This window comes from Bacteroides sp. NSJ-39 (assembly GCF_014287315.1).
Taxonomy (GTDB): Bacteria; Bacteroidota; Bacteroidia; order Bacteroidales; family Bacteroidaceae; genus Bacteroides; species Bacteroides finegoldii.
Window position 1 is genome coordinate 1 of record NZ_JACOOB010000023.1, and the last position, 19633, is coordinate 19633.

Genomic DNA, 19633 nt, shown 5'->3' on the forward strand with positions numbered 1-19633 from the left:
ACTACTTGGACAATAATTTGGTCGAGCGGTACAACCGATATATATCACTGTCCAGAAGAAATTCCCTTTTCTTTGGAAGCCATAAGGGGGCGGAAAGAGGTGCCTTATTTTATTCGCTGACCTGTTCATGCAGAATGCAGGGAATAAATACCTTCGAATATATCACGGAGGTAATCAATAAAGCGGCAAAGCTACCACCAAATACGGACATAAAGGTATATAGAAATTCATTGCCGGACAAATGGAAAGAAAATAGAAGTAGGATCGAAACATAAAGAGGAGATGCTACTTCTATTTTTTGAGGGGGGACGGCATCGCCGAGACGCTTACGTAATAACATCAATGATTCTGCAATGCCTCAATCAACAATGTTATATTGGCGGTGAACAATCTGACGGAAATAGCCAATAGAATGATACCAAAGAACTTACGAATAATATAGATACCACCTTTGCCGAGGAAACGCTCAACACGTCCGGTCATACTCACCACGAAATATACCCAGATCATATTCAGCACCAAAGCTATAATAATATTAACGCTTGCATATTCCGCCCGGAGAGAAAGCAACGTCGTGAAAGCTCCGGCGCCCGCAAGCAGAGGAAAAACAAGCGGAACCAAAGTAGCCTCTTTGATAGGCCCCTGATTCTTAAAAATCTCAATATCCAGAATCATCTCCAAAGACATGAGGAAAATAACAAATGCACCGGCAACCGCAAATGACTCAATATCCACATGAAAAAGCTTCAACATCATATCACCCGCATAGAAGAACCCGATTAACAAGACGAAAGAAATGACAGTAGCTTTCATCGCATTTACATCTTTACCTCTTTCTTTTAGGTTAATAATAATAGGTATAGAGCCGATAATATCTATTACGGCAAAAAGTACGATAAACGCACTGATCATCTGCTGCCAATTAAAGCCTGTGAACATAATTTCCTCCTTTTTTTCTGCAAATATACTCTATTTTTATGCATTCAAACAATAAAAAAAACAAAAAGAGAGGTCAGATGTTGACAGCAGTATCGTATTATGAGTAAATTTGTACGATTAACAAGAAATTACGACGTATGGAAACAATGTTCGACACTTTGCTCCAATTGCCTTTATTTCAAGGTCTTTGTAATGAAGATTTTACCAGTATTCTGGAAAAAGTAAAGCTACACTTTATCAAACATAAAGCAGGGGAGACCATCATTGAAAATGGAAGTGCTTGCACACAACTTTGTTTTCTATTGAAAGGAGAAGTTTCAATCGTCACAAATTCCCCCCAAAATATATACACAGTCATCGAACAGATGGAAGCACCTTATTTAATAGAGCCGCAATCACTGTTTGGAATGAGCACCCATTACACCTCTTCTTACATAGCACATACAGAAGCGCATACTGTAAGTATCAGCAAAGCCTTTGTGCTCAGCGACCTGTTCAAATATGATATTTTCCGGCTTAACTATATGAATATTGTCAGTAACCGGGCACAAAATCTTTATTCCCGTTTATGGGAGGAACCGGCTCAGGACTTGAAAAATAAAATCATTCGTTTCTTCCTGCTACATTGCGAAAAAACACAGGGAGAAAAAATATTCAAGGTAAAGATGGACGACCTTGCCCGTTATCTGGATGACACCCGGCTGAATACGTCCAAAGCTCTTAATGAACTGCAAGACAACGGCGTGCTTGAATTACGCCGGAAAGAGATCCTGATCCCGGACGCAGTGAAGTTAGTGAACGATTAGAAGTGGCTCTGCAATAAACGAAACAATTCGAATACTGCTAAATTTTTCACCACGGATTACAGAGATTTCCACAGATTTATTATTAAAACGAACTTTTAATGTTAATCTGTGGCAATCTGTGTAATCCGTGGTGAGTTTTGATATATAACTAGGAATAATTTATCACTCCCACTCTATGGTAGCTGGCGGTTTAGAACTAATATCATAGGTTACGCGATTCACGCCTTTTACCTTATTAATAATATCATTTGATACTTTACCCATAAATTCATATGGCAAATGTGCCCAATCGGCAGTCATAGCATCGGTTGAGGTCACAGCACGCAATGCAACAGCACGTTCATACGTACGCTCGTCACCCATGACACCGACAGACTGCACCGGCAACAGAATAACTCCCGCCTGCCATACTTTATCGTACAGTCCCCAATCACGCAATCCTTGAATAAAAATATCATCCGCATCTTGTAAGATACGTACTTTCTCACGGGTAATATCGCCCAAAATACGTACAGCCAAGCCCGGTCCGGGGAACGGATGGCGGGTAATCAGATGCTCCGGCATACCCAATTCACGCCCCACACGACGAACTTCATCCTTGAACAGCAAGCGAAGCGGCTCGCAAAGTTTTAGATTCATCTTTTCAGGAAGTCCGCCTACATTATGGTGGCTTTTAATCACCGTACCTGTAATAGATAACGACTCGATACAGTCCGGATAGATTGTTCCCTGAGCCAGCCATTTTACATCCTTTATCTTATGAGCCTCTACATCGAATACATCGATAAAACCCTTACCTATAATCTTACGTTTACCTTCCGGCTCAGTCACGCCCGCCAGTTCCGAGAAGAATTTTTCGCTGGCATCTACACCAATCACGTTCAGTCCGAGACATTCGTAATCTTTCATCACATTCTTGAACTCATTCTTACGCAGCATACCATGATCTACGAAAATACAAGTCAGGTTCTTGCCAATAGCCTTATTCAGCAACACGGCAGCAACAGAAGAATCTACACCACCGCTCAAACCGAGCACAACCTTATCATCTCCCAACTGGGCTTTTAATTCAGCTACAGTACTTTCAATGAAAGAGGCCGGTGACCAGTCTTGCTTGCAACCACAGACATCCACCACAAAATTCCTCAATATCTGCGTACCGTCTTCACTATGAAACACCTCCGGATGGAACTGTACGCCCCATACCTGCTCACCCTCTATTTGATAAGCCGCAATCTCTACTTTATCCGTCGAAGCGATCTTTTTGAAATTATCAGGAATAGCGGTAATCGTATCACCGTGGCTCATCCATACTTGCGAGCCGTCACGCACTCCTTTCAGCAGCACATTATCTTTGCAGAAAGAAGCCAAATGAGCACGTCCATATTCACGTGTACCCGCCGGTTCCACTTTTCCACCATTGGTATACGACAGATACTGCGCACCATAACAGATACCCAATATCGGATATTTACCACGAATCTCACTCAAATCGACTTTAAACGCATCTTTATCGTAAACCGAAAAAGGACTGCCCGAAAGGATTACCCCTTTAATTGTAGAATCATCTTTTGGAAATTTGTTGTAAGGAATGATTTCGCAATATGTATCCAATTCGCGCACACGACGACCTATAAGCTGTGTTGTTTGCGAACCGAAATCAAGAATTATTATTTTTTCCTGCATATAAATGGTTGGATTTTAAATAAATGATTTGCAAAAGTAGAAAAAAGTACGCAATCTATTATTAATAATAAGGAGAAAAATAAAAGGAGATTCACAGGATAACGCCCGGAATCTCTTCCTATATTTTATCGGAATTAATCTCTCTTCTCTTTCAGTAAGTCACGAATTTCCGTCAACAGCACCTCTTCTTTCGTAGGTGCAGGAGGAACAGGAGGTGCGGCAGGCGCTTCCTCTTTTTTCTTAGCCGTCAGTTTCGTAATCAGGCGTATAAATAAGAATATAGAAAAGGCAATAATCAGAAAGTCAAAGGTAGCCTGCAAGAACTGACCGTAATCCAATGATACCGCAGGCGCAATCTCTTTGCCGTCGGCTCCAATCTCAGCCGCCTTCATTACCCATTTCAAATCCGTAAAGTTCACACCGCCAACCAGCAAGCCGATCGGAGGCATAATTACATTAGCAACCAGCGATGATACGATCTTGCCGAACGCCCCACCAATAACCACACCGACAGCCATGTCAATGACGTTTCCTTTCATTGCAAACGCCTTAAAGTCCTGTAAAAATGTACTCTTTCCCATCTTTTTTCAATATTTAATGTGAATTTAATATGCGAATATAAAAACATTTTTGTAATTTTGCACCGCATTTGAAAAATAAAACAAATGCGGAGACCGAGAGATATTTGAACAAATATTATAAAACCCTTAAAAGTTTAAACAAAATGATTAAAGTAGGTATTAATGGATTCGGACGTATCGGACGTTTCGTTTTCCGCGCTGCAATGAAGAGAAACGATATTCAAATCGTAGGTATCAATGACCTTTGCCCGGTTGATTACTTGGCTTACATGTTGAAGTATGACACAATGCACGGTCAATTCGACGGTACTATCGAAGCAGATGTTGAAAACAGCAAATTGATCGTTAACGGTCAAGCTATCCGTATCACAGCTGAAAGAAATCCGGCTGACTTGAAATGGAATGAAGTAGAAGCTGAATACGTTGTAGAATCTACAGGTTTGTTCTTGAGCAAAGACAAAGCTCAGGCTCATATCGAGGCTGGTGCAAAATATGTTGTAATGTCAGCTCCTTCTAAAGATGACACTCCGATGTTCGTTTGCGGTGTAAACGAAAAAACATACGTTAAAGGTACTCAATTCGTATCTAACGCTTCTTGTACTACTAACTGCTTGGCTCCTATCGCTAAAGTATTGAACGACAAGTTCGGTATCCTTGACGGTTTGATGACTACAGTTCACTCTACAACTGCTACTCAGAAAACAGTTGACGGTCCTTCTATGAAAGACTGGAGAGGTGGTCGTGCTGCTTCTGGTAACATCATCCCTTCTTCTACTGGTGCTGCTAAAGCTGTAGGTAAAGTTATCCCTGCATTGAACGGCAAATTGACTGGTATGTCTATGCGTGTTCCGACTTTGGACGTATCTGTAGTTGACTTGACAGTTAACTTGGCTAAACCGGCTACTTACGCTGAGATCTGCGCTGCAATGAAAGAAGCTTCTGAAGGCGAATTGAAGGGTATTCTGGGTTACACTGAAGATGCAGTTGTTTCTTCTGACTTCTTGGGTGACACTCGTACTTCTATCTTCGATGCTAAAGCCGGTATCGCTTTGACTGACACATTCGTTAAAGTTGTATCTTGGTATGACAACGAAATCGGTTACTCTAACAAAGTTCTTGATTTGATCGCTCACATGGCATCAGTTAACGCTTAATTAGAAGATTAACATATAAGAAACCGCTGCGGATAACCGTAGCGGTTTTTTTGTATTCATTTTATATATTGTTAAAAAGCAAGCTTTTATCCGCATAGTAAGCTACAATTTTAGTAGTTTTGTGTTCTTATGGAAAGATTATTAATAACATTGATACTAATTTGCAGCATGAGTAATATAATAAATGCCCAGAATCCTTTCTTCGGACAGTACTTGACACCGCACGAAACCGTGCCTTTTGACCGTATAAAAACCGAGCACTATGAACCTGCTATTCTTGAAGGAATCAAGCAACAAAATGCAGAGATAAATGCTATCATACAGAACCCGGAAAAAGCAGACTTCCGAAATACAATAGAAGCTTTCGAACAATCCGGAGAGTTACTGGACAGAGTTACCGCCGTGTTCGGCAATATGCTCAGTGCGGAAACCAACGATGACCTGCAGGCATTGGCGCAAAAAATAATGCCGCTACTCAGCGAGCATAGTAACAATATCACGCTGAACGAAAAACTCTTTGCACGTGTAAAAGAGGTATACAACCAAAAAGAAAACTTACAGCTCAATCCGGAAGAAAGTAAGTTGTTGGAAAATGCCTATAATAGCTTCGTTCGTCACGGCGCTAATCTAGAAGGAGAAGCACGTGAAGAATACCGTCGGTTAACCACCGAGTTAAGTAAGTTAACACTGACTTTCAGCGAGAACAACTTAAAAGAAACAAATCGCTACCAAATGCTGTTGACGAAAAAAGAAAGTCTTGCCGGACTTCCCGAAATTATTGTGGAAGCAGCTGCCGAAACAGCGAAAAGTGAAGATAAAGAAGGATGGGCATTTACCCTTCACGCGCCAAGTTATGTTCCTTTTATGACCTATGCCGACAACCGTGATTTACGGCAGAGGTTATACATGGCGTACAATACAAAATGTACGCATGACAACGAATTCAACAATATCGAGATCGTAAAAAAGATAGCAAATACGCGCATGAAAATAGCGCAATTGCTGGGTTACAAGGATTATGCGGAATATACGCTCGTAAAACGGATGGCCGAAAACAGCGAGTCTGTATACAAGCTGCTTAACCAACTGTTGGAAGCATACACACCTACCGCACAACAGGAATACAAAGAGGTACAGGAGTTGGCACGTAAAGAGCAAGGAGAGGATTTTGTCTTAATGCCGTGGGACTGGAGTTATTACTCCAACAAGCTGAAAGATAAGAAATTCAATATCAACGAAGAAATGCTTCGCCCCTACTTCGAACTCGAACAAGTAAAGAAAGGAGTATTCGGACTTGCAGAAAGGTTATATGGAATAACTTTCCGCAAAAACACGGAGATTCCTGTTTACCATAAAGATGTAGAGGCATTTGAAGTATTCGATAAAGACGGGAAATTCCTGGCTGTCCTGTATACTGACTTCCATCCGCGTCTAGGAAAACGTGCCGGAGCTTGGATGACCAGCTACAAAGATCAATGGATAGATAAGCAAACCGGTGAAAACAGTCGTCCGCACGTATCCGTTGTAATGAATTTCACCAAACCGACCGAAAACAAGCCTGCCCTGCTGACTTTCAATGAAGTAGAGACATTCCTTCATGAGTTCGGGCATAGCCTGCACGGTATGTTTGCCAACTCTACCTATAAGAGTTTGAGCGGAACCAATGTATATTGGGACTTCGTGGAGTTGCCTTCACAAATCATGGAGAATTTTGCCATAGAAAAGGACTTCCTAAATACATTTGCCCGCCATTATCGGACAGGTGAAGCTCTGCCGGATGATTTAATAAAACGATTGGTAGACGCTTCAAATTTTAATGTAGCATACGCTTGTTTGCGACAGGTAAGTTTCGGTCTGCTCGATATGGCATGGTATACCCGCAATACAGCCTTTGAAGGGGATGTGAAAGCCTACGAGCAGGAAGCCTGGAAAAAGGCGCAGATATTGCCTGTCATCGAAGAAGCTTGCATGAGTACACAATTTTCTCATATCTTCGCCGGTGGCTATGCCGCAGGATATTACAGTTATAAATGGGCGGAAGTGTTGGATGCAGATGCATTCTCCCTGTTTAAGCAGAAAGGAATATTCAATTGTGAAATTGCCGATTCGTTCCGTAACAACATTCTATCGAAAGGAGGAACTGAGCACCCGATGGTACTTTACAAACGTTTCAGAGGACAAGAACCGTCTATTGACGCGTTGCTAATCAGAAATGGAATAAAGAAATAAGTATTAACTATGAAGAAGAGTATATTTCAAATAATAGGACTATTATTATTACTTCCTTTATTTTCAGGATGTAATGATTCGGATGATGTAGCCGCCATATTTACAGGAAAGACTTGGAAGCTAAACTATATCACTGTTGATGGAGGGCACGAGATGTTCGGCTTTTGGGAAAATGAAGCGGAAAAGAAGAAAAGTATGGATGAACTTAAAAAAAATGGCACATACAATGTTATATTTGAGGGTACAACTGAAGATGATCTGATTAAAGGAAACATAAGAGGAAGCGTTATCACTTCGTATCCCCTTGCCGGAACCTGGAGTGCAAACGGCAAAGACAATAAGTTCAAAGCCAATATCACGGAAGGAAAGGACGGAGGCGATAAACTTGCCAAAAATTTTCTGGAAGGTCTCAAGAATGCGACATCTTACGAAGGGGACAGCAAAAATTTATACCTTTTGTATAAGCCTACCGGAAGTCAGCAGACCTTTCGAATGGTCTTTTACGTTGTTAATCAGTAACTAATCCGACACACAATATGGACACAGAGAAGAAACAATCAGAACTTGACAAACGTTATATACGCATGGCTAGCATATGGGCGGAGAACTCCTATTGCCAACGCCGCAAAGTAGGAGCTTTAATCGTCAAGGATAAAATGATTATCTCCGACGGATATAACGGAACGCCTTCCGGTTTTGAGAATGTATGTGAAGATGAAAACAACGTGACAAAGCCATACGTTCTGCATGCGGAAGCAAATGCGATCACCAAAATAGCACGTTCAAACAACAGCAGTGACGGTGCAACGATGTATGTCACCGCTTCTCCCTGCATCGAATGTGCCAAATTAATCATACAGGCAGGTATCAAACGGGTGGTTTACTCGGAGCATTATCGCCTGGAAGATGGAATAGAGTTATTAAAGCGGGCAGGAATCGAAGTTATCTATACAGAACCGGATGAAAAGCCTGCTTCGGACAAATAATAAGACGAATAAATAAGACGAACGTTTTAAAAAAGGAATAGACATGAGTACAAAAAGCTCTTCACGTTTTACACCTGTCATCATAGCAATCAGCGTGGTAATCGGAATTCTTATCGGCACATTTTATGCCAAACATTTCGCCGGTAACCGTTTGGGTATCATCAATGGTTCCTCCAACAAGCTGAACGCACTGTTGCGAATCGTAGATGACCAATATGTAGACACTGTAAACATGACCGACCTCGTAGAAAAAGCTATGCCGCAGATTCTTGCCGAACTTGATCCGCACTCAACTTATATCCCGGCACAGAATCTCGAAGAAGTCAATTCGGAGTTGGAAGGCAGTTTCAGTGGAATCGGTATTCAGTTCACCATACAGAATGACACTATTCATGTGAATGCAGTCATTCAGGGAGGTCCTTCTGAAAAAGTGGGACTGATGGCAGGCGACCGTATCGTCACTGTGGACGACAGTTTATTTGTGGGCAAGAAAGTAACCAATGAACGGGCCATGCGTACCTTGAAAGGACCGAAAGGTTCTCAAGTGAAATTAGGAATCAAACGCATGGGAGAAAAAGACCTGTTGAACTTCAATATCACACGTGGAGATATTCCTCAAAATACTGTAGACGCTGCTTACATGGTGAACGATGATATCGGCTACATAAAAGTGAGCAAGTTCGGACGTACCACTCATGTAGAGCTGCTCAACGCATTGGCACAGTTGAACCATAAAAAGTGCAAGGGGCTGATTATCGACCTGCGTGGTAACACCGGAGGATATATGGAAGCAGCTATCCGCATGGTAAACGAATTCTTGCCGGAAGGAAAACTGATAGTATATACGCAAGGCCGTAAATATCCCCGTGCAGAAGAATTTGCTAACGGCACAGGCAGTTGCCAGAAAATGCCACTCGTCGTACTCATTGACGAAGGTTCCGCTTCTGCCAGCGAGATTTTCACCGGAGCTATCCAAGACAACGATCGGGGAACAGTTATCGGACGACGCTCGTTCGGCAAGGGACTTGTACAGCAACCTATCGACTTCAGTGACGGTTCCGCTATCCGTCTGACGATTGCCCGCTATTACACTCCGTCCGGACGTTGTATCCAACGCCCATACGAAAGTGGCAAAGACCGGAACTACGAACTGGATTTATACAACCGTTATGAGCATGGAGAATTTTTCTCACGCGACAGTATCAAGCAGAATGAAAAAGAACGCTATAACACCAGTCTGGGACGTACCGTATATGGCGGTGGCGGTATCATGCCGGATATATTCGTACCGCAAGATACTACAGGAGTCACTTCTTACCTTTCTACGGTTATCGGCCGCGGACTGACTATCCAATTTACTTTCCAATATACCGACAATAACCGGAAAAAGCTCAGCGAGTACGAGACGGAAGAAGAACTGTTGAATTATCTCCGCCGTCAAGGACTGGTAGAACAGTTTGTCCGCTTTGCTGACAGTAAGGGAGTGAAAAGAAGAAATATCCTGATCCAAAAGTCGTATAAGCTGTTAGAAAAAAACATTTATGGCAACATCATCTACAATATGCTAGGGTTGGAGGCTTATCTTCAGTATTTTAACAAGAGTGACGCCACTGTCAACAAAGGTATTGAAATACTCGAAAAAGGAGAAGCTTTTCCCAAAGCACCGATAGCTGTGGAAGAGGAAGAAGCAACCAATAAAGATGGAAAGAAAAAAGGAACTGCGTAAACATATAGCAACACTGAAGACACATTATAATTCAGTGTTGCGGAAGTCGCTATCAACCCAAATACTTGCCGCCCTCGAAGCCCATCCGGCTTTTAGGGCGGCAAGCACCGTTTTACTTTACTATTCATTGAAGGATGAAGTAGAAACACATACATTTGTACAAAAATGGAGCAAAAAGAAACGTATTCTACTCCCGGTAGTGGTAGACGATGATTTAGAATTACGGATATATACCGGTCCCGAAGACATGGCAACTGGAAGCTATGGCATAGAAGAACCGACGGGAGAATTATTTACCGACTATGCAACCATAGACTTTATCGCTGTTCCCGGAGTAGCTTTCGACCTGAAAGGAAACCGTCTGGGACGGGGAAAAGGATATTACGATCGACTTTTACCACGCATACCATCAGCCTACAAAGCAGGTATCTGTTTTCCGTTCCAATTAGTAGAAGAAGTTCCTGCGGAATCTTTCGACATCCGCATGGATATAATTATAACCATCAACGAAAAATAATATTTGTAATAACGGTAGCCCCCACTTTCGTATTAAGCGCACGTATCAGCATTTCACGCCCCATCATCAACTCCTGCCGAAGAGCCGCAGAAGTGAGATGCACATACAAAGTCTGATTACGGATATAAAGATTGCTGGTATAAGTTGCCGCAGGTCCCAAGATTTCAGGCCAGGCATCCAACAATCTTTGTTCATTCAACGGAGACTCCAAACTCTCCTGACGAAGAAATTGCTGTATCAGTTTCCCTATCTGTTCAGCGTCATTACGTTTCATTGTTCAGCCTCCATTTCGCGAATGATTCCTTTTTCAACAAAAAACATCTTATAGTCACTGCCCACTTTATGCAAAATGCAATCCAGATGTTCCCGATTCGTATCCGTAATAAAGATCTGCCCGAAATTATCTCCGGCAACCAACTTCACTATCTGCTCCACCCGCGAAGCGTCCAGCTTATCAAAGATATCATCCAGCAATAATAGAGGAACAGTCCTTCCGGTACGTTTCAAAAAATCAAATTGTGCCAGTTTCAAAGCAACCAGATACGTCTTATTCTGTCCTTGCGAACCTTCTTTCTTGATCGGGAACTCCCCTAAAAGCATATTCAGTTCATCCTTATGAATTCCCCGCAAAGAGAAGCCCATAATCTTATCCCGTTCCCGGCTTTGCTTCAATACTTCCAACAACGAAGCCTCCCGCGCATGGGAATCGTAAGACAGTCCAACCTGTTCCTTATCTTGAGAAATGAATGAATAAAAAGACTGGAATATAGGAATAAACTCTTTGATAAACGCCTCACGCTTCTTGAATACAACCTCACCGGCTTGTGCCATCATCTCCTCCCACACCAGAAAGAGTTCTTCTTCCACCGGCAATTCGCTTTTCAGCAAAGTGTTGCGCTGCGTCAATGCTTTATTATAACGGATCAATGCATCCAGGTATTCCTTATCATACTGGGAAATCACCACATCCATAAACCGTCGGCGTTCATCACTTCCACCGGCAATCAGTTCTGAGTCGGCAGGCGACACCATGACCAGAGGCAGGAAACCGATGTGGTCCGAAAAACGGCTGTATTCTTTCTTATTCCTTTTGAATTGTTTCTTCGAACGGCGTTTCATTCCACAATAAATCTCTTCGGGAGTTCCATCCTCCGCCTCATAGAAACCTTGAATAACAAAGAAGTCCTGTTCATGACGAATATTCTGAGAATCAATCGGATTACCGGAGCTCTTACAGAAAGATAAAAAGTACACCGCATCCAACAAGTTGGTCTTTCCCATTCCATTCTGTCCGAAAAAACAGTTCAGTTTAGCGGAGAATCCCAGCTCCACCTCTTCCAAATTCTTATAATTCAATATGGATATTCGTTTCAGTATCATTGTTTACACGTTAATTTGTTCACAAAAGTAGCAAGATTTTCGTGGTTTTCGGAGGTAAAATAAAAAAAGATGGCTCTAAATTTCATTTGTAGATATAAAAAAACTAATTTTGCGAGTCGAAATATCAAACAGTGAATAATAACAAAAAGAATCATATAAAAATGGCAGAACAAAAAAATCAGAATGAACATCTGAATGTAGAAGATGCACTGACACAATCGGAAGCGTTTCTTATCAAGTACAAAAACGCAATCATCGGCGGTGTTGTTGCTGTGATTATTATTGTAGCAGGTTTTATCATGTACAAAAACCTCTATGCTGAACCTCGTGAAGAAAAAGCACAAGCTGCTCTTTTCAAAGGACAGGAATACTTTGAGCAGGACGCTTTTGAGCAGGCTCTGAACGGTGACAGTATCGGTTATGCCGGTTTCCTGAAAGTAGCGGATGACTACAGTGGAACAAAAGCCGCTAACTTGGCAAAAGCATATGCAGGTATCTGCTACGCACAACTCGGTAAATATGAAGATGCAGTAAAGATGCTGGATAGCTTCGACGGAAGCGACCAGATGGTTGCTCCGGCAATCTTGGGTGCTGCCGGCAACTGCTATGCGCAACTTGGACAATTAGATAAAGCGGCTTCTACTCTGCTGTCGGCAGCAGACAAAGCTGACAACAATACACTGAGCCCGATCTTCCTGTTGCAAGCCGGAGAAATCCTGGTAAAACAAGGAAAATATGACGATGCAGTAAACGCTTATACTAAGATTAAGGATAAATATTTCCAGTCTTACCAAGCAATGGACATCGACAAATACATCGAACAAGCTAAATTGATGAAAAAATAATAAGGCTCTAAATACCTTACTATATATAACTAAGTATATTATACTTTTTAGACGCGGATAACGCAGATAACGCGAATTTCAAAATGAACAAATCCGCATTATCTGCGTTATTTACGTTTAAAAGTCAATCCCCAAAATTCAAATTACTACTTACTATGGCAACAGCTTACCATAATTTATCCGAATACGATTTCAACTCTGTTCCGAACGCAGAGAATATGAAATTCGGCATTGTTGTATCTGAATGGAACTTCAATATTACAGGTGCTTTACTGAAAGGAGCGGTCGATACATTAAAAAAACATGGAGCCAAAAATGAAAATATTCTGGTAAAAACCGTACCCGGAAGTTTCGAACTTACCTTTGGCGCTAATCAAATGATGGAAAATTGTGATATTGATGCAATAATCGCAATCGGTTGCGTAATTAAAGGAGATACTCCGCATTTTGATTATGTTTGCATGGGAGCCACTCAAGGAATTACCGAGCTAAACGCAACTGGCGATATACCAGTAATTTACGGATTAATTACCACCAATACAATGGAGCAAGCAGAGGATCGTGCCGGTGGTAAGCTAGGTAACAAAGGAGACGAATGTGCAATTACTGCAATAAAAATGATTGATTTTGTTTGGAGTTTAAATAAATAGTTGTATCTTTGCACCGCAATTGAGAAACAAACCTCCTCAAGAGCAAAATAAAGGGCAAATACCAGAGTGGCCAAATGGGGCAGACTGTAAATCTGCTGGCTTACGCCTTCGGTGGTTCGAATCCATCTTTGCCCACAAAAATTGCGGAAGTAGCTCAGTTGATAGAGCATTAGCCTTCCAAGCTGAGGGTCGCGGGTTTGAGCCCCGTCTTCCGCTCTTTAAAGAGAATCCGAGAAATTGGATTCTCTTTTTTTATATACTTTAGACCGCCCAAATTATCTCTGCATCATGAAACCGAAACTATACAAACGGCAATTATAAAAAATATTATCAAAGCTCCATACAAGTACAAATGATTAAGAAAAAAAGTAATATCTATTTTCTACTTGAAATATGAATAAAATTATTACTTTTGACACTCAAATGAAAAGAGGAGTAACCCTTATAAAAAAATAAAATATGATGAAAAGACTACTTACAGTTACTGCAATCGGTCTGACGCTGCTAACCTGGCATGACAGCTGCACACACCCACCTAAAACTCAAGCAGCTTTCGTTCCCAAAGTAGCAACTCCTACCCGCCCCACCGAACTGAACAGACTTTCCATCGAGAACAATTCATCTCCGGTTGAAATCCCCGTTTTCACACATGGCGGATGAAACAAAGTAAATACATTTATGAAGACAGCTATTCCAAAACCCTCCAAACAGAGCATTATCCGTGAAGCCAGAGATTATGTAATGATTGCCGTCGGCATGATTTTGTACGGCATCGGCTGGACGGTATTCTTACTACCTAACGATATAACCACCGGAGGAGTGCCGGGTATCGCATCTATCGTATATTGGGCTACCGGCTTCCCCGTGCAATACACGTATTTCGCCATCAACTTTTTCTTGCTTTTGCTTGCCCTTAAATTATTAGGGTTGAAGTTCTGTATCAAAACGATCTTTGGAGTATTCACTTTGACCTTCTTTTTGTCTGTTATTCAAAAGATGGCGACAGGTATCAGTCTGCTTCACGACCAGCCGTTCATGGCATGTGTCATAGGAGCCTCGTTTTGCGGAGGTGGTATCGGTGTAGCCTTTTCATCCAACGGAAGTACAGGCGGAACAGACATTATCGCTGCCATCATCAACAAATATAGAGACATCACTTTAGGAAGAGTTGTATTAATTTGTGATATGATTATTATCTCTTCCAGTTATTTTGTCTTAAAAGACTGGGAAAAAGTGGTGTATGGATTTGTAACTCTATATATTTGTAGTTTCGTTCTTGACCAGGTAGTGAACAGCGCACGCCAATCCGTACAATTCTTTATCATATCCAACAAATATGAAGAAATAGGGCGGTGTATTAACGAATATCCACATCGGGGAGTGACGATTATCAATGCAACCGGTTTTTATACGGGACGTGAAGTGAAGATGATGTTCGTATTAGCGAAAAAACGGGAATCACCTATCATATTCCGGTTGATTAAAGATATAGACCCGAATGCTTTTGTTTCACAAAGTGCAGTCATCGGAGTGTATGGAGAAGGATTTGATCATATAAAAATAAAATAAACAAGAAATGAAAAACCAATATTGAAAAACATGAAATTTCGACCAACCCCCAAGTTATTAACAGGCATTTTCATGGGAATCGTTTCCCTGACAACATTTAATGCGACGGCTGAAAACGCTGTAAAGCCTTATTGGCAAGACGTGCAAGTAGTTGCTGTCAACAAAGAGTACCCCCGTACTGTGTTTATGACGTATGACAACCGCGACGATGCGCTAAGCGGCAAGTTTGAGCGAAGCAAATATTACCGCTTATTGAATGGAACATGGAAGTTCTTTTTTGTAGATTCCTATAAAAAACTTCCTGATAACATTACCGATCCGAATATCAGCACAGAATCGTGGGATGATATTCAAGTACCCGGTAATTGGGAAGTACAAGGACATGGAACAGCCATCTACACGAACCACGGATATGAGTTCAAACCGCGTAACCCTCAGCCCCCTACTCTGCCCGAAGCGAATCCGGTAGGAGTATACCGCCGGAATATCGACATTCCCTCCAATTGGGACGGACGGGATATCTACCTGCATCTGGCCGGAGTCAAATCCGGTGTATACGTATATATCAACGGACAGGAAGTGGGATATAGCGAAGATTCCAAGAATCCCGCTGAATTCCTTATCAACAAATATGTGAAACCCGGCAAGAACGTACTCACCCTAAAGATCTTCCGTTGGAGTACGGGTTCTTATCTCGAATGTCAGGACTTCTGGCGTATAAGTGGTATCGAACGTGACGTATACCTCTATTCACAGCCCAAAGTGGCAATCAAGGATTTCCGGGTAACATCGACATTGGATGATACTTATAAAAATGGTATCTTCAAGTTGACTATGGATATCCGCAATACCGGTTCTCAAACTTCCAAAGATTATATTATCGGATATAAGGTTTTTGATCCGAAAACAAATAAGGTAATCGCCGAAAGCGAAAAGAATTCCGCATTCAACGCCAACAGTACGATTTCTCTCTTCGGACATACGGAAATAGAGATACCCGATGTAAAGACATGGACCTCAGAACACCCCAATCTCTACAAACTGCTGATGTATATCAAGGACGGAGAGAAAATTGTGGAAATGGTTCCTTTCAATATCGGTTTCCGCCGCATTGAGATTAAGCCGATCGAACAAAAAGCCGCCAACGGACAGCCGTATGTCTGCTTATTCATCAACGGTCAACCTCTGAAACTGAAAGGGGTGAATATCCATGAACACAACCCGGCTACAGGACATTACGTACCAGAGGATTTGATGCGTCGTGACTTCGAGCTGATGAAACAACATAACTTGAACAGCGTACGTCTTTGCCACTATCCACAAGACCGCCGCTTCTACGAACTTTGCGACGAATACGGGCTGTACGTCTATGACGAGGCAAACATAGAAAGTCATGGAATGTACTACGATCTCCGTAAAGGCGGCACGCTGGGTAACAACCCCGAATGGCTGAAACCACACATGGACCGTACGATCAATATGTTCGAACGTAACAAAAACTATCCGAGTGTTACCATCTGGTCATTGGGCAATGAAGCTGGAAACGGATATAACTTCTATCAGACTTACCTATGGCTGAAAGAAGCGGATAAGAATATCATGGCACGCCCCGTTAACTACGAACGTGCTCAATGGGAATGGAACTCCGATATGTATGTTCCTCAATATCCGGGTGCCGATTGGTTGGAAAGTATCGGCAAAAACGGCAGTGACCGCCCTGTAGCTCCTTCCGAATATGCGCACGCTATGGGTAACTCCACCGGAAACCTGTGGGGACAGTGGCAGGCTATCTATAAGTATCCGAATCTTCAGGGTGGATATATTTGGGACTGGGTAGATCAAGGTATTCTCCAAAAAGACAAAAACGGAAAAGAATATTGGGCATACGGAGGCGATTTCGGTGTAAATGCGCCCAGCGACGGTAACTTCCTTTGCAACGGTCTTGTAAACCCCGACCGAAGTCCGCACCCCGCAATGGCTGAAGTGAAGTATGTACATCAGAATGTAGGATTTGAAGCAACAGACATCGCATCCGGCAAATTCAAGATTACCAATCGTTTCTACTTCACTAATCTGAAAAAATATCAGATTCATTATAATGTGGTCGCTAACAACAAAATCATAAGAGGCGGCAAGGTATCATTGGATATCGAACCGCAAGCTTCCAAAGAATTCACAGTACCGGTCAATGGGCTGAAAGCACAGCCGGGAACAGAATATTTTGTCAACTTCAGCGTAACGACAGTGGAGCCGGAACCTTTAATTCCGATTGGTTATGAAATAGCATACGACCAGTTCCAACTTCCTGTTCAGGCAGAAAAAGAAACGTATAAAGTCAGCGGACCTGCACTGAGCACATCCACACAAGGAGATGAACTCATTGTATCGTCTTCAAAGGTAAATTTCGTATTTAATAAGAAAAGCGGTCTGGTGACTTCCTATAAAGTAGACGGTACTGAATATTTCAAGGATGGATCCGGTATCCAACCTAATTTCTGGCGTGCTCCCAATGACAATGATTATGGAAACGGCGCTCCCAAACGTTTACAAGTTTGGAAAGAGTCGAGCAAGAATTTCCATGTGACGGATGTCAGCATGACGAATGAGAATAAAGTGGTTTCATTAAATGCAACTTACTTGTTGGCTGCCGGAAACCTTTATATAGTCACTTACAAAATCTATCCGAGCGGAGTAGTCAATGTGAATGCCAAGTTTACTTCTACGGATATGCAAGCAGCAGAAACGGAAGTTTCCGAAGCTACCCGCATGGCTACTTTCACTCCCGGAAGTGATGCAGCCCGCAAAGCAGCTTCCAAGTTGGAGGTTCCACGCATAGGAGTACGTTTCCGTCTGCCGGCTCAGATGAATAACGTACAATACTTCGGTCGTGGTCCGGAAGAAAATTACACCGACCGTAATCACGGAACAGTTGTCGGTGTATATAAGACAACGGCAGACAAAATGTATTTCAACTATGTTCGTCCGCAAGAAAACGGACATCGCACCGATACACGTTGGATTGCCCTGTCTCCGGACAAAGGCAAGGGGCTGGTCATTGTAGCCGACAGCTTAGTCGGATTCAACGCTTTACGCAACTCAATCGAAGATTTCGATTCGGAAGAAGCGCTTCCTCATCCTTACCAATGGAGTAACTTCACTCCCGAAGAAGTTGCCAATCACAATGAAAAAGCGGCACGTAACGTTCTGAGAAGAATGCATCATGTCAATGATATCACTCCAAGAGACTTCGTGGAAGTATGTGTGGATATGAAGCAACAAGGCGTGGGTGGCTATGACAGTTGGGGATCACGTCCGGAACCAATCTATCAGATTCCGGCCAATCGCGAATACAATTGGGGATTCACACTCGTCCCCGTCCGTTCTCCCGGTCAGGCCAATGAAGCCGCTAAATATGATTATCGATAACCTTAGTATAAATTTTTAAAGAAAAGACCCATGAAAGATTTATCTGGCATTGTAGCTAAATTCAAAGTTCAAGGCACAGTAGAAGAGATCAAGCCTTTAGGAACAGGACTTATCAACGACACCTATAAAGTAAACACCAAAGAGGTAGATGCCCCCGACTATGTCCTGCAACGCATCAATCATGCTATCTTTCAGAATGTAGAAATGCTTCAAGCAAATATATCCGCCGTTACAGGACATATACGCAAAAAACTGACAGAAGCAGGCGAAGCGGATATTGACCGCAAGGTGTTGAACTTCCTCGAAACGGAAGAAGGCAAGACATATTGGTTCGACGGTGAAAGTTACTGGCGTGTGATGGTATTCATCCCACGTGCAAAGACCTACGAGACGGTCAATCCCGAATATTCAAATTATGCCGGAAAAGCATTCGGTAATTTCCAGGCTATGCTAGCCGATATTCCGGAAACACTGGGAGAAACGATTCCCGACTTCCACAACATGGAGTTCCGTCTCAAACAACTTCGCGACGCTGTTACAGCGAATACAGCCGGAAGAGTGGCAGAAGTACAGTACTATCTGGATGAAATAGAAAAACGTGCAGACGAAATGTGTAAAGCGGAACGTCTGTATCGGGAAGGTAAACTCCCCAAACGAGTCTGCCATTGCGATACGAAAGTTAATAATATGATGTTCGACGAAGATGGCAAAGTGTTATGCGTCATTGACTTGGATACGGTAATGCCCAGCTTTATCTTCTCCGACTACGGTGATTTCCTCCGTACGGGAGCTAATACGGGTGACGAGGACGACAAGGATTTGGATCGTGTCAACTTCAATATGGAAATATTCAAGGCATTTACAAAAGGCTATCTGGAAGGCGCCAAGTCATTCCTGACTCCGATAGAGATCGAGAATCTTCCTTATGCAGCCGCACTATTCCCTTATATGCAGTGTGTACGGTTCTTGGCTGATTACATCAATGGAGATACTTACTATAAGATTAAATATCCCGAACATAACTTGGTTCGCACCAAAGCACAATTCAAGTTATTGCAAAGCGTAGAAGCTCACACACCGGAAATGGTGGAATTCATCAACGAATGCTTAAAAAGTTGAGAGTGGAGAATTGAGAGTGG

General features: G+C 42.3%; 19 protein-coding genes and 2 tRNA genes. 16 read left to right on the forward strand and 5 right to left on the reverse strand.

Annotated features, from left to right (window positions below; genetic code table 11):
- Window positions 1-275 (forward strand): transposase (locus H8S63_RS17660; RefSeq protein WP_186927525.1); only part of this gene is annotated, 275 nt, incomplete at its 5' end.
- Window positions 276-339: 64 nt separating this feature from the next.
- Here H8S63_RS17660 and H8S63_RS17665 read toward each other — a convergent pair.
- Window positions 340-939, reverse strand: a complete 600-nt coding sequence (locus tag H8S63_RS17665; RefSeq protein ID WP_186927526.1) for a MarC family protein — start codon at window positions 937-939, stop codon at window positions 340-342.
- Between the two features lie 137 nt (window positions 940-1076).
- On the opposite strand from H8S63_RS17665, the gene H8S63_RS17670 reads away from it, so the two are divergent.
- Complete coding sequence (locus tag H8S63_RS17670) at window positions 1077-1745, forward strand: Crp/Fnr family transcriptional regulator (RefSeq protein ID WP_055278462.1); 669 nt, start codon at window positions 1077-1079, stop codon at window positions 1743-1745.
- A 162-nt stretch (window positions 1746-1907) separates the two neighbouring features.
- On the opposite strand, the gene guaA is transcribed toward H8S63_RS17670, so the two are convergent.
- Window positions 1908-3431, reverse strand: coding sequence for a glutamine-hydrolyzing GMP synthase (gene guaA, locus H8S63_RS17675; protein WP_007757252.1), 1524 nt, complete (start codon window positions 3429-3431; stop codon window positions 1908-1910).
- 134 nt (window positions 3432-3565) lie between these two features.
- The gene (gene mscL / locus H8S63_RS17680; RefSeq protein WP_186927527.1) at window positions 3566-4012 is read right to left on the reverse strand and encodes a large-conductance mechanosensitive channel protein MscL; all 447 of its coding nucleotides are present in this window, start codon (window positions 4010-4012) and stop codon (window positions 3566-3568) included.
- A 143-nt stretch (window positions 4013-4155) separates the two neighbouring features.
- On the opposite strand from mscL, the gene gap reads away from it, so the two are divergent.
- The 6 genes from gap to H8S63_RS17710 all read left to right on the forward strand — a co-directional run bounded on the left by gap (window position 4156) and on the right by H8S63_RS17710 (window position 10624).
- On the forward strand, window positions 4156-5166 hold the full coding sequence (gene gap / locus H8S63_RS17685) for a type I glyceraldehyde-3-phosphate dehydrogenase (protein WP_007765077.1): 1011 nt from the start codon (window positions 4156-4158) through the stop codon (window positions 5164-5166).
- Between the two features lie 168 nt (window positions 5167-5334).
- Window positions 5335-7395, forward strand: coding sequence for a M3 family metallopeptidase (locus tag H8S63_RS17690; protein ID WP_022275412.1), 2061 nt, complete (start codon window positions 5335-5337; stop codon window positions 7393-7395).
- A gap of 9 nt (window positions 7396-7404) precedes the next feature.
- The gene (locus tag H8S63_RS17695; RefSeq protein WP_186927528.1) at window positions 7405-7914 is read left to right on the forward strand and encodes a DUF4847 family protein; all 510 of its coding nucleotides are present in this window, start codon (window positions 7405-7407) and stop codon (window positions 7912-7914) included.
- A gap of 17 nt (window positions 7915-7931) precedes the next feature.
- Entirely contained in the window at window positions 7932-8381 is a 450-nt protein-coding gene (locus H8S63_RS17700; RefSeq protein ID WP_007757240.1) for a dCMP deaminase family protein, read from the forward strand.
- A gap of 43 nt (window positions 8382-8424) precedes the next feature.
- Window positions 8425-10107: a S41 family peptidase gene (locus H8S63_RS17705; protein WP_186927529.1), complete on the forward strand. Its 1683-nt coding sequence runs from the start codon at window positions 8425-8427 to the stop codon at window positions 10105-10107.
- 37 nt (window positions 10108-10144) lie between these two features.
- A complete protein-coding gene (locus H8S63_RS17710) occupies window positions 10145-10624 on the forward strand; it encodes a 5-formyltetrahydrofolate cyclo-ligase (protein WP_050761312.1) in 480 nt (159 codons plus the stop codon).
- Here the strand turns inward: H8S63_RS17710 and H8S63_RS17715 are convergent.
- Window positions 10611-10898: a DUF721 domain-containing protein gene (locus tag H8S63_RS17715; protein WP_007757231.1), complete on the reverse strand. Its 288-nt coding sequence runs from the start codon at window positions 10896-10898 to the stop codon at window positions 10611-10613. The genes H8S63_RS17710 and H8S63_RS17715 overlap by 14 nt on opposite strands.
- Window positions 10895-12004 carry a DNA replication/repair protein RecF gene (locus H8S63_RS17720; RefSeq protein ID WP_186927530.1) on the reverse strand — a complete coding sequence of 370 codons (1110 nt, stop codon included), beginning with the start codon at window positions 12002-12004 and terminating at the stop codon, window positions 10895-10897. The genes H8S63_RS17715 and H8S63_RS17720 overlap by 4 nt, the downstream gene beginning before the upstream one ends.
- 161 nt (window positions 12005-12165) lie before the next feature.
- On the opposite strand from H8S63_RS17720, the gene H8S63_RS17725 reads away from it, so the two are divergent.
- The 8 genes from H8S63_RS17725 (at window position 12166) to H8S63_RS17760 (ending at window position 19613) form a co-directional block, all read left to right on the forward strand.
- A complete protein-coding gene (locus tag H8S63_RS17725) occupies window positions 12166-12849 on the forward strand; it encodes a tetratricopeptide repeat protein (RefSeq protein ID WP_007765063.1) in 684 nt (227 codons plus the stop codon).
- Between the two features lie 155 nt (window positions 12850-13004).
- Complete coding sequence (gene ribH, locus H8S63_RS17730; protein ID WP_022275424.1) at window positions 13005-13499, forward strand: 6,7-dimethyl-8-ribityllumazine synthase; 495 nt, start codon at window positions 13005-13007, stop codon at window positions 13497-13499.
- A gap of 52 nt (window positions 13500-13551) precedes the next feature.
- A tRNA-Tyr gene (locus tag H8S63_RS17735) sits at window positions 13552-13634 on the forward strand.
- An 8-nt stretch (window positions 13635-13642) separates the two neighbouring features.
- Window positions 13643-13715: transfer RNA gene (locus H8S63_RS17740), tRNA-Gly, on the forward strand.
- A 243-nt stretch (window positions 13716-13958) separates the two neighbouring features.
- Window positions 13959-14159 (forward strand): hypothetical protein, encoded by a 201-nt coding sequence (locus tag H8S63_RS17745; RefSeq protein ID WP_186927552.1) that lies wholly within the window; start codon window positions 13959-13961, stop codon window positions 14157-14159.
- An 18-nt stretch (window positions 14160-14177) separates the two neighbouring features.
- A complete protein-coding gene (locus tag H8S63_RS17750) occupies window positions 14178-15068 on the forward strand; it encodes a YitT family protein (RefSeq protein ID WP_007757706.1) in 891 nt (296 codons plus the stop codon).
- A 72-nt stretch (window positions 15069-15140) separates the two neighbouring features.
- Complete coding sequence (locus H8S63_RS17755; protein ID WP_370527613.1) at window positions 15141-18494, forward strand: glycoside hydrolase family 2 TIM barrel-domain containing protein; 3354 nt, start codon at window positions 15141-15143, stop codon at window positions 18492-18494.
- A 30-nt stretch (window positions 18495-18524) separates the two neighbouring features.
- Window positions 18525-19613, forward strand: coding sequence for a phosphotransferase enzyme family protein (locus tag H8S63_RS17760; RefSeq protein ID WP_186927532.1), 1089 nt, complete (start codon window positions 18525-18527; stop codon window positions 19611-19613).
- The last annotated feature ends 20 nt before the right edge of the window (window positions 19614-19633 follow it).

Bases quoted from the DNA above. Each gene is read 5' to 3' on its own strand.
- H8S63_RS17665 (WP_186927526.1), bottom strand. From the start codon at position 939: ATGTTCACAGGCTTTAATTGGCAGCAGATGATCAGTGCGTTTATCGTA.
- H8S63_RS17670 (WP_055278462.1), top strand. From the start codon at position 1,077: ATGGAAACAATGTTCGACACTTTGCTCCAATTGCCTTTATTTCAAGGT.
- guaA (WP_007757252.1), bottom strand. From the start codon at position 3,431: ATGCAGGAAAAAATAATAATTCTTGATTTCGGTTCGCAAACAACACAG.
- mscL (WP_186927527.1), bottom strand. From the start codon at position 4,012: ATGGGAAAGAGTACATTTTTACAGGACTTTAAGGCGTTTGCAATGAAA.
- gap (WP_007765077.1), top strand. From the start codon at position 4,156: ATGATTAAAGTAGGTATTAATGGATTCGGACGTATCGGACGTTTCGTT.
- H8S63_RS17690 (WP_022275412.1), top strand. From the start codon at position 5,335: ATGAGTAATATAATAAATGCCCAGAATCCTTTCTTCGGACAGTACTTG.
- H8S63_RS17695 (WP_186927528.1), top strand. From the start codon at position 7,405: ATGAAGAAGAGTATATTTCAAATAATAGGACTATTATTATTACTTCCT.
- H8S63_RS17700 (WP_007757240.1), top strand. From the start codon at position 7,932: ATGGACACAGAGAAGAAACAATCAGAACTTGACAAACGTTATATACGC.
- H8S63_RS17705 (WP_186927529.1), top strand. From the start codon at position 8,425: ATGAGTACAAAAAGCTCTTCACGTTTTACACCTGTCATCATAGCAATC.
- H8S63_RS17715 (WP_007757231.1), bottom strand. From the start codon at position 10,898: ATGAAACGTAATGACGCTGAACAGATAGGGAAACTGATACAGCAATTT.
- H8S63_RS17720 (WP_186927530.1), bottom strand. From the start codon at position 12,004: ATGATACTGAAACGAATATCCATATTGAATTATAAGAATTTGGAAGAG.
- H8S63_RS17725 (WP_007765063.1), top strand. From the start codon at position 12,166: ATGGCAGAACAAAAAAATCAGAATGAACATCTGAATGTAGAAGATGCA.
- ribH (WP_022275424.1), top strand. From the start codon at position 13,005: ATGGCAACAGCTTACCATAATTTATCCGAATACGATTTCAACTCTGTT.
- H8S63_RS17745 (WP_186927552.1), top strand. From the start codon at position 13,959: ATGATGAAAAGACTACTTACAGTTACTGCAATCGGTCTGACGCTGCTA.
- H8S63_RS17750 (WP_007757706.1), top strand. From the start codon at position 14,178: ATGAAGACAGCTATTCCAAAACCCTCCAAACAGAGCATTATCCGTGAA.
- H8S63_RS17755 (WP_370527613.1), top strand. From the start codon at position 15,141: ATGGGAATCGTTTCCCTGACAACATTTAATGCGACGGCTGAAAACGCT.
- H8S63_RS17760 (WP_186927532.1), top strand. From the start codon at position 18,525: ATGAAAGATTTATCTGGCATTGTAGCTAAATTCAAAGTTCAAGGCACA.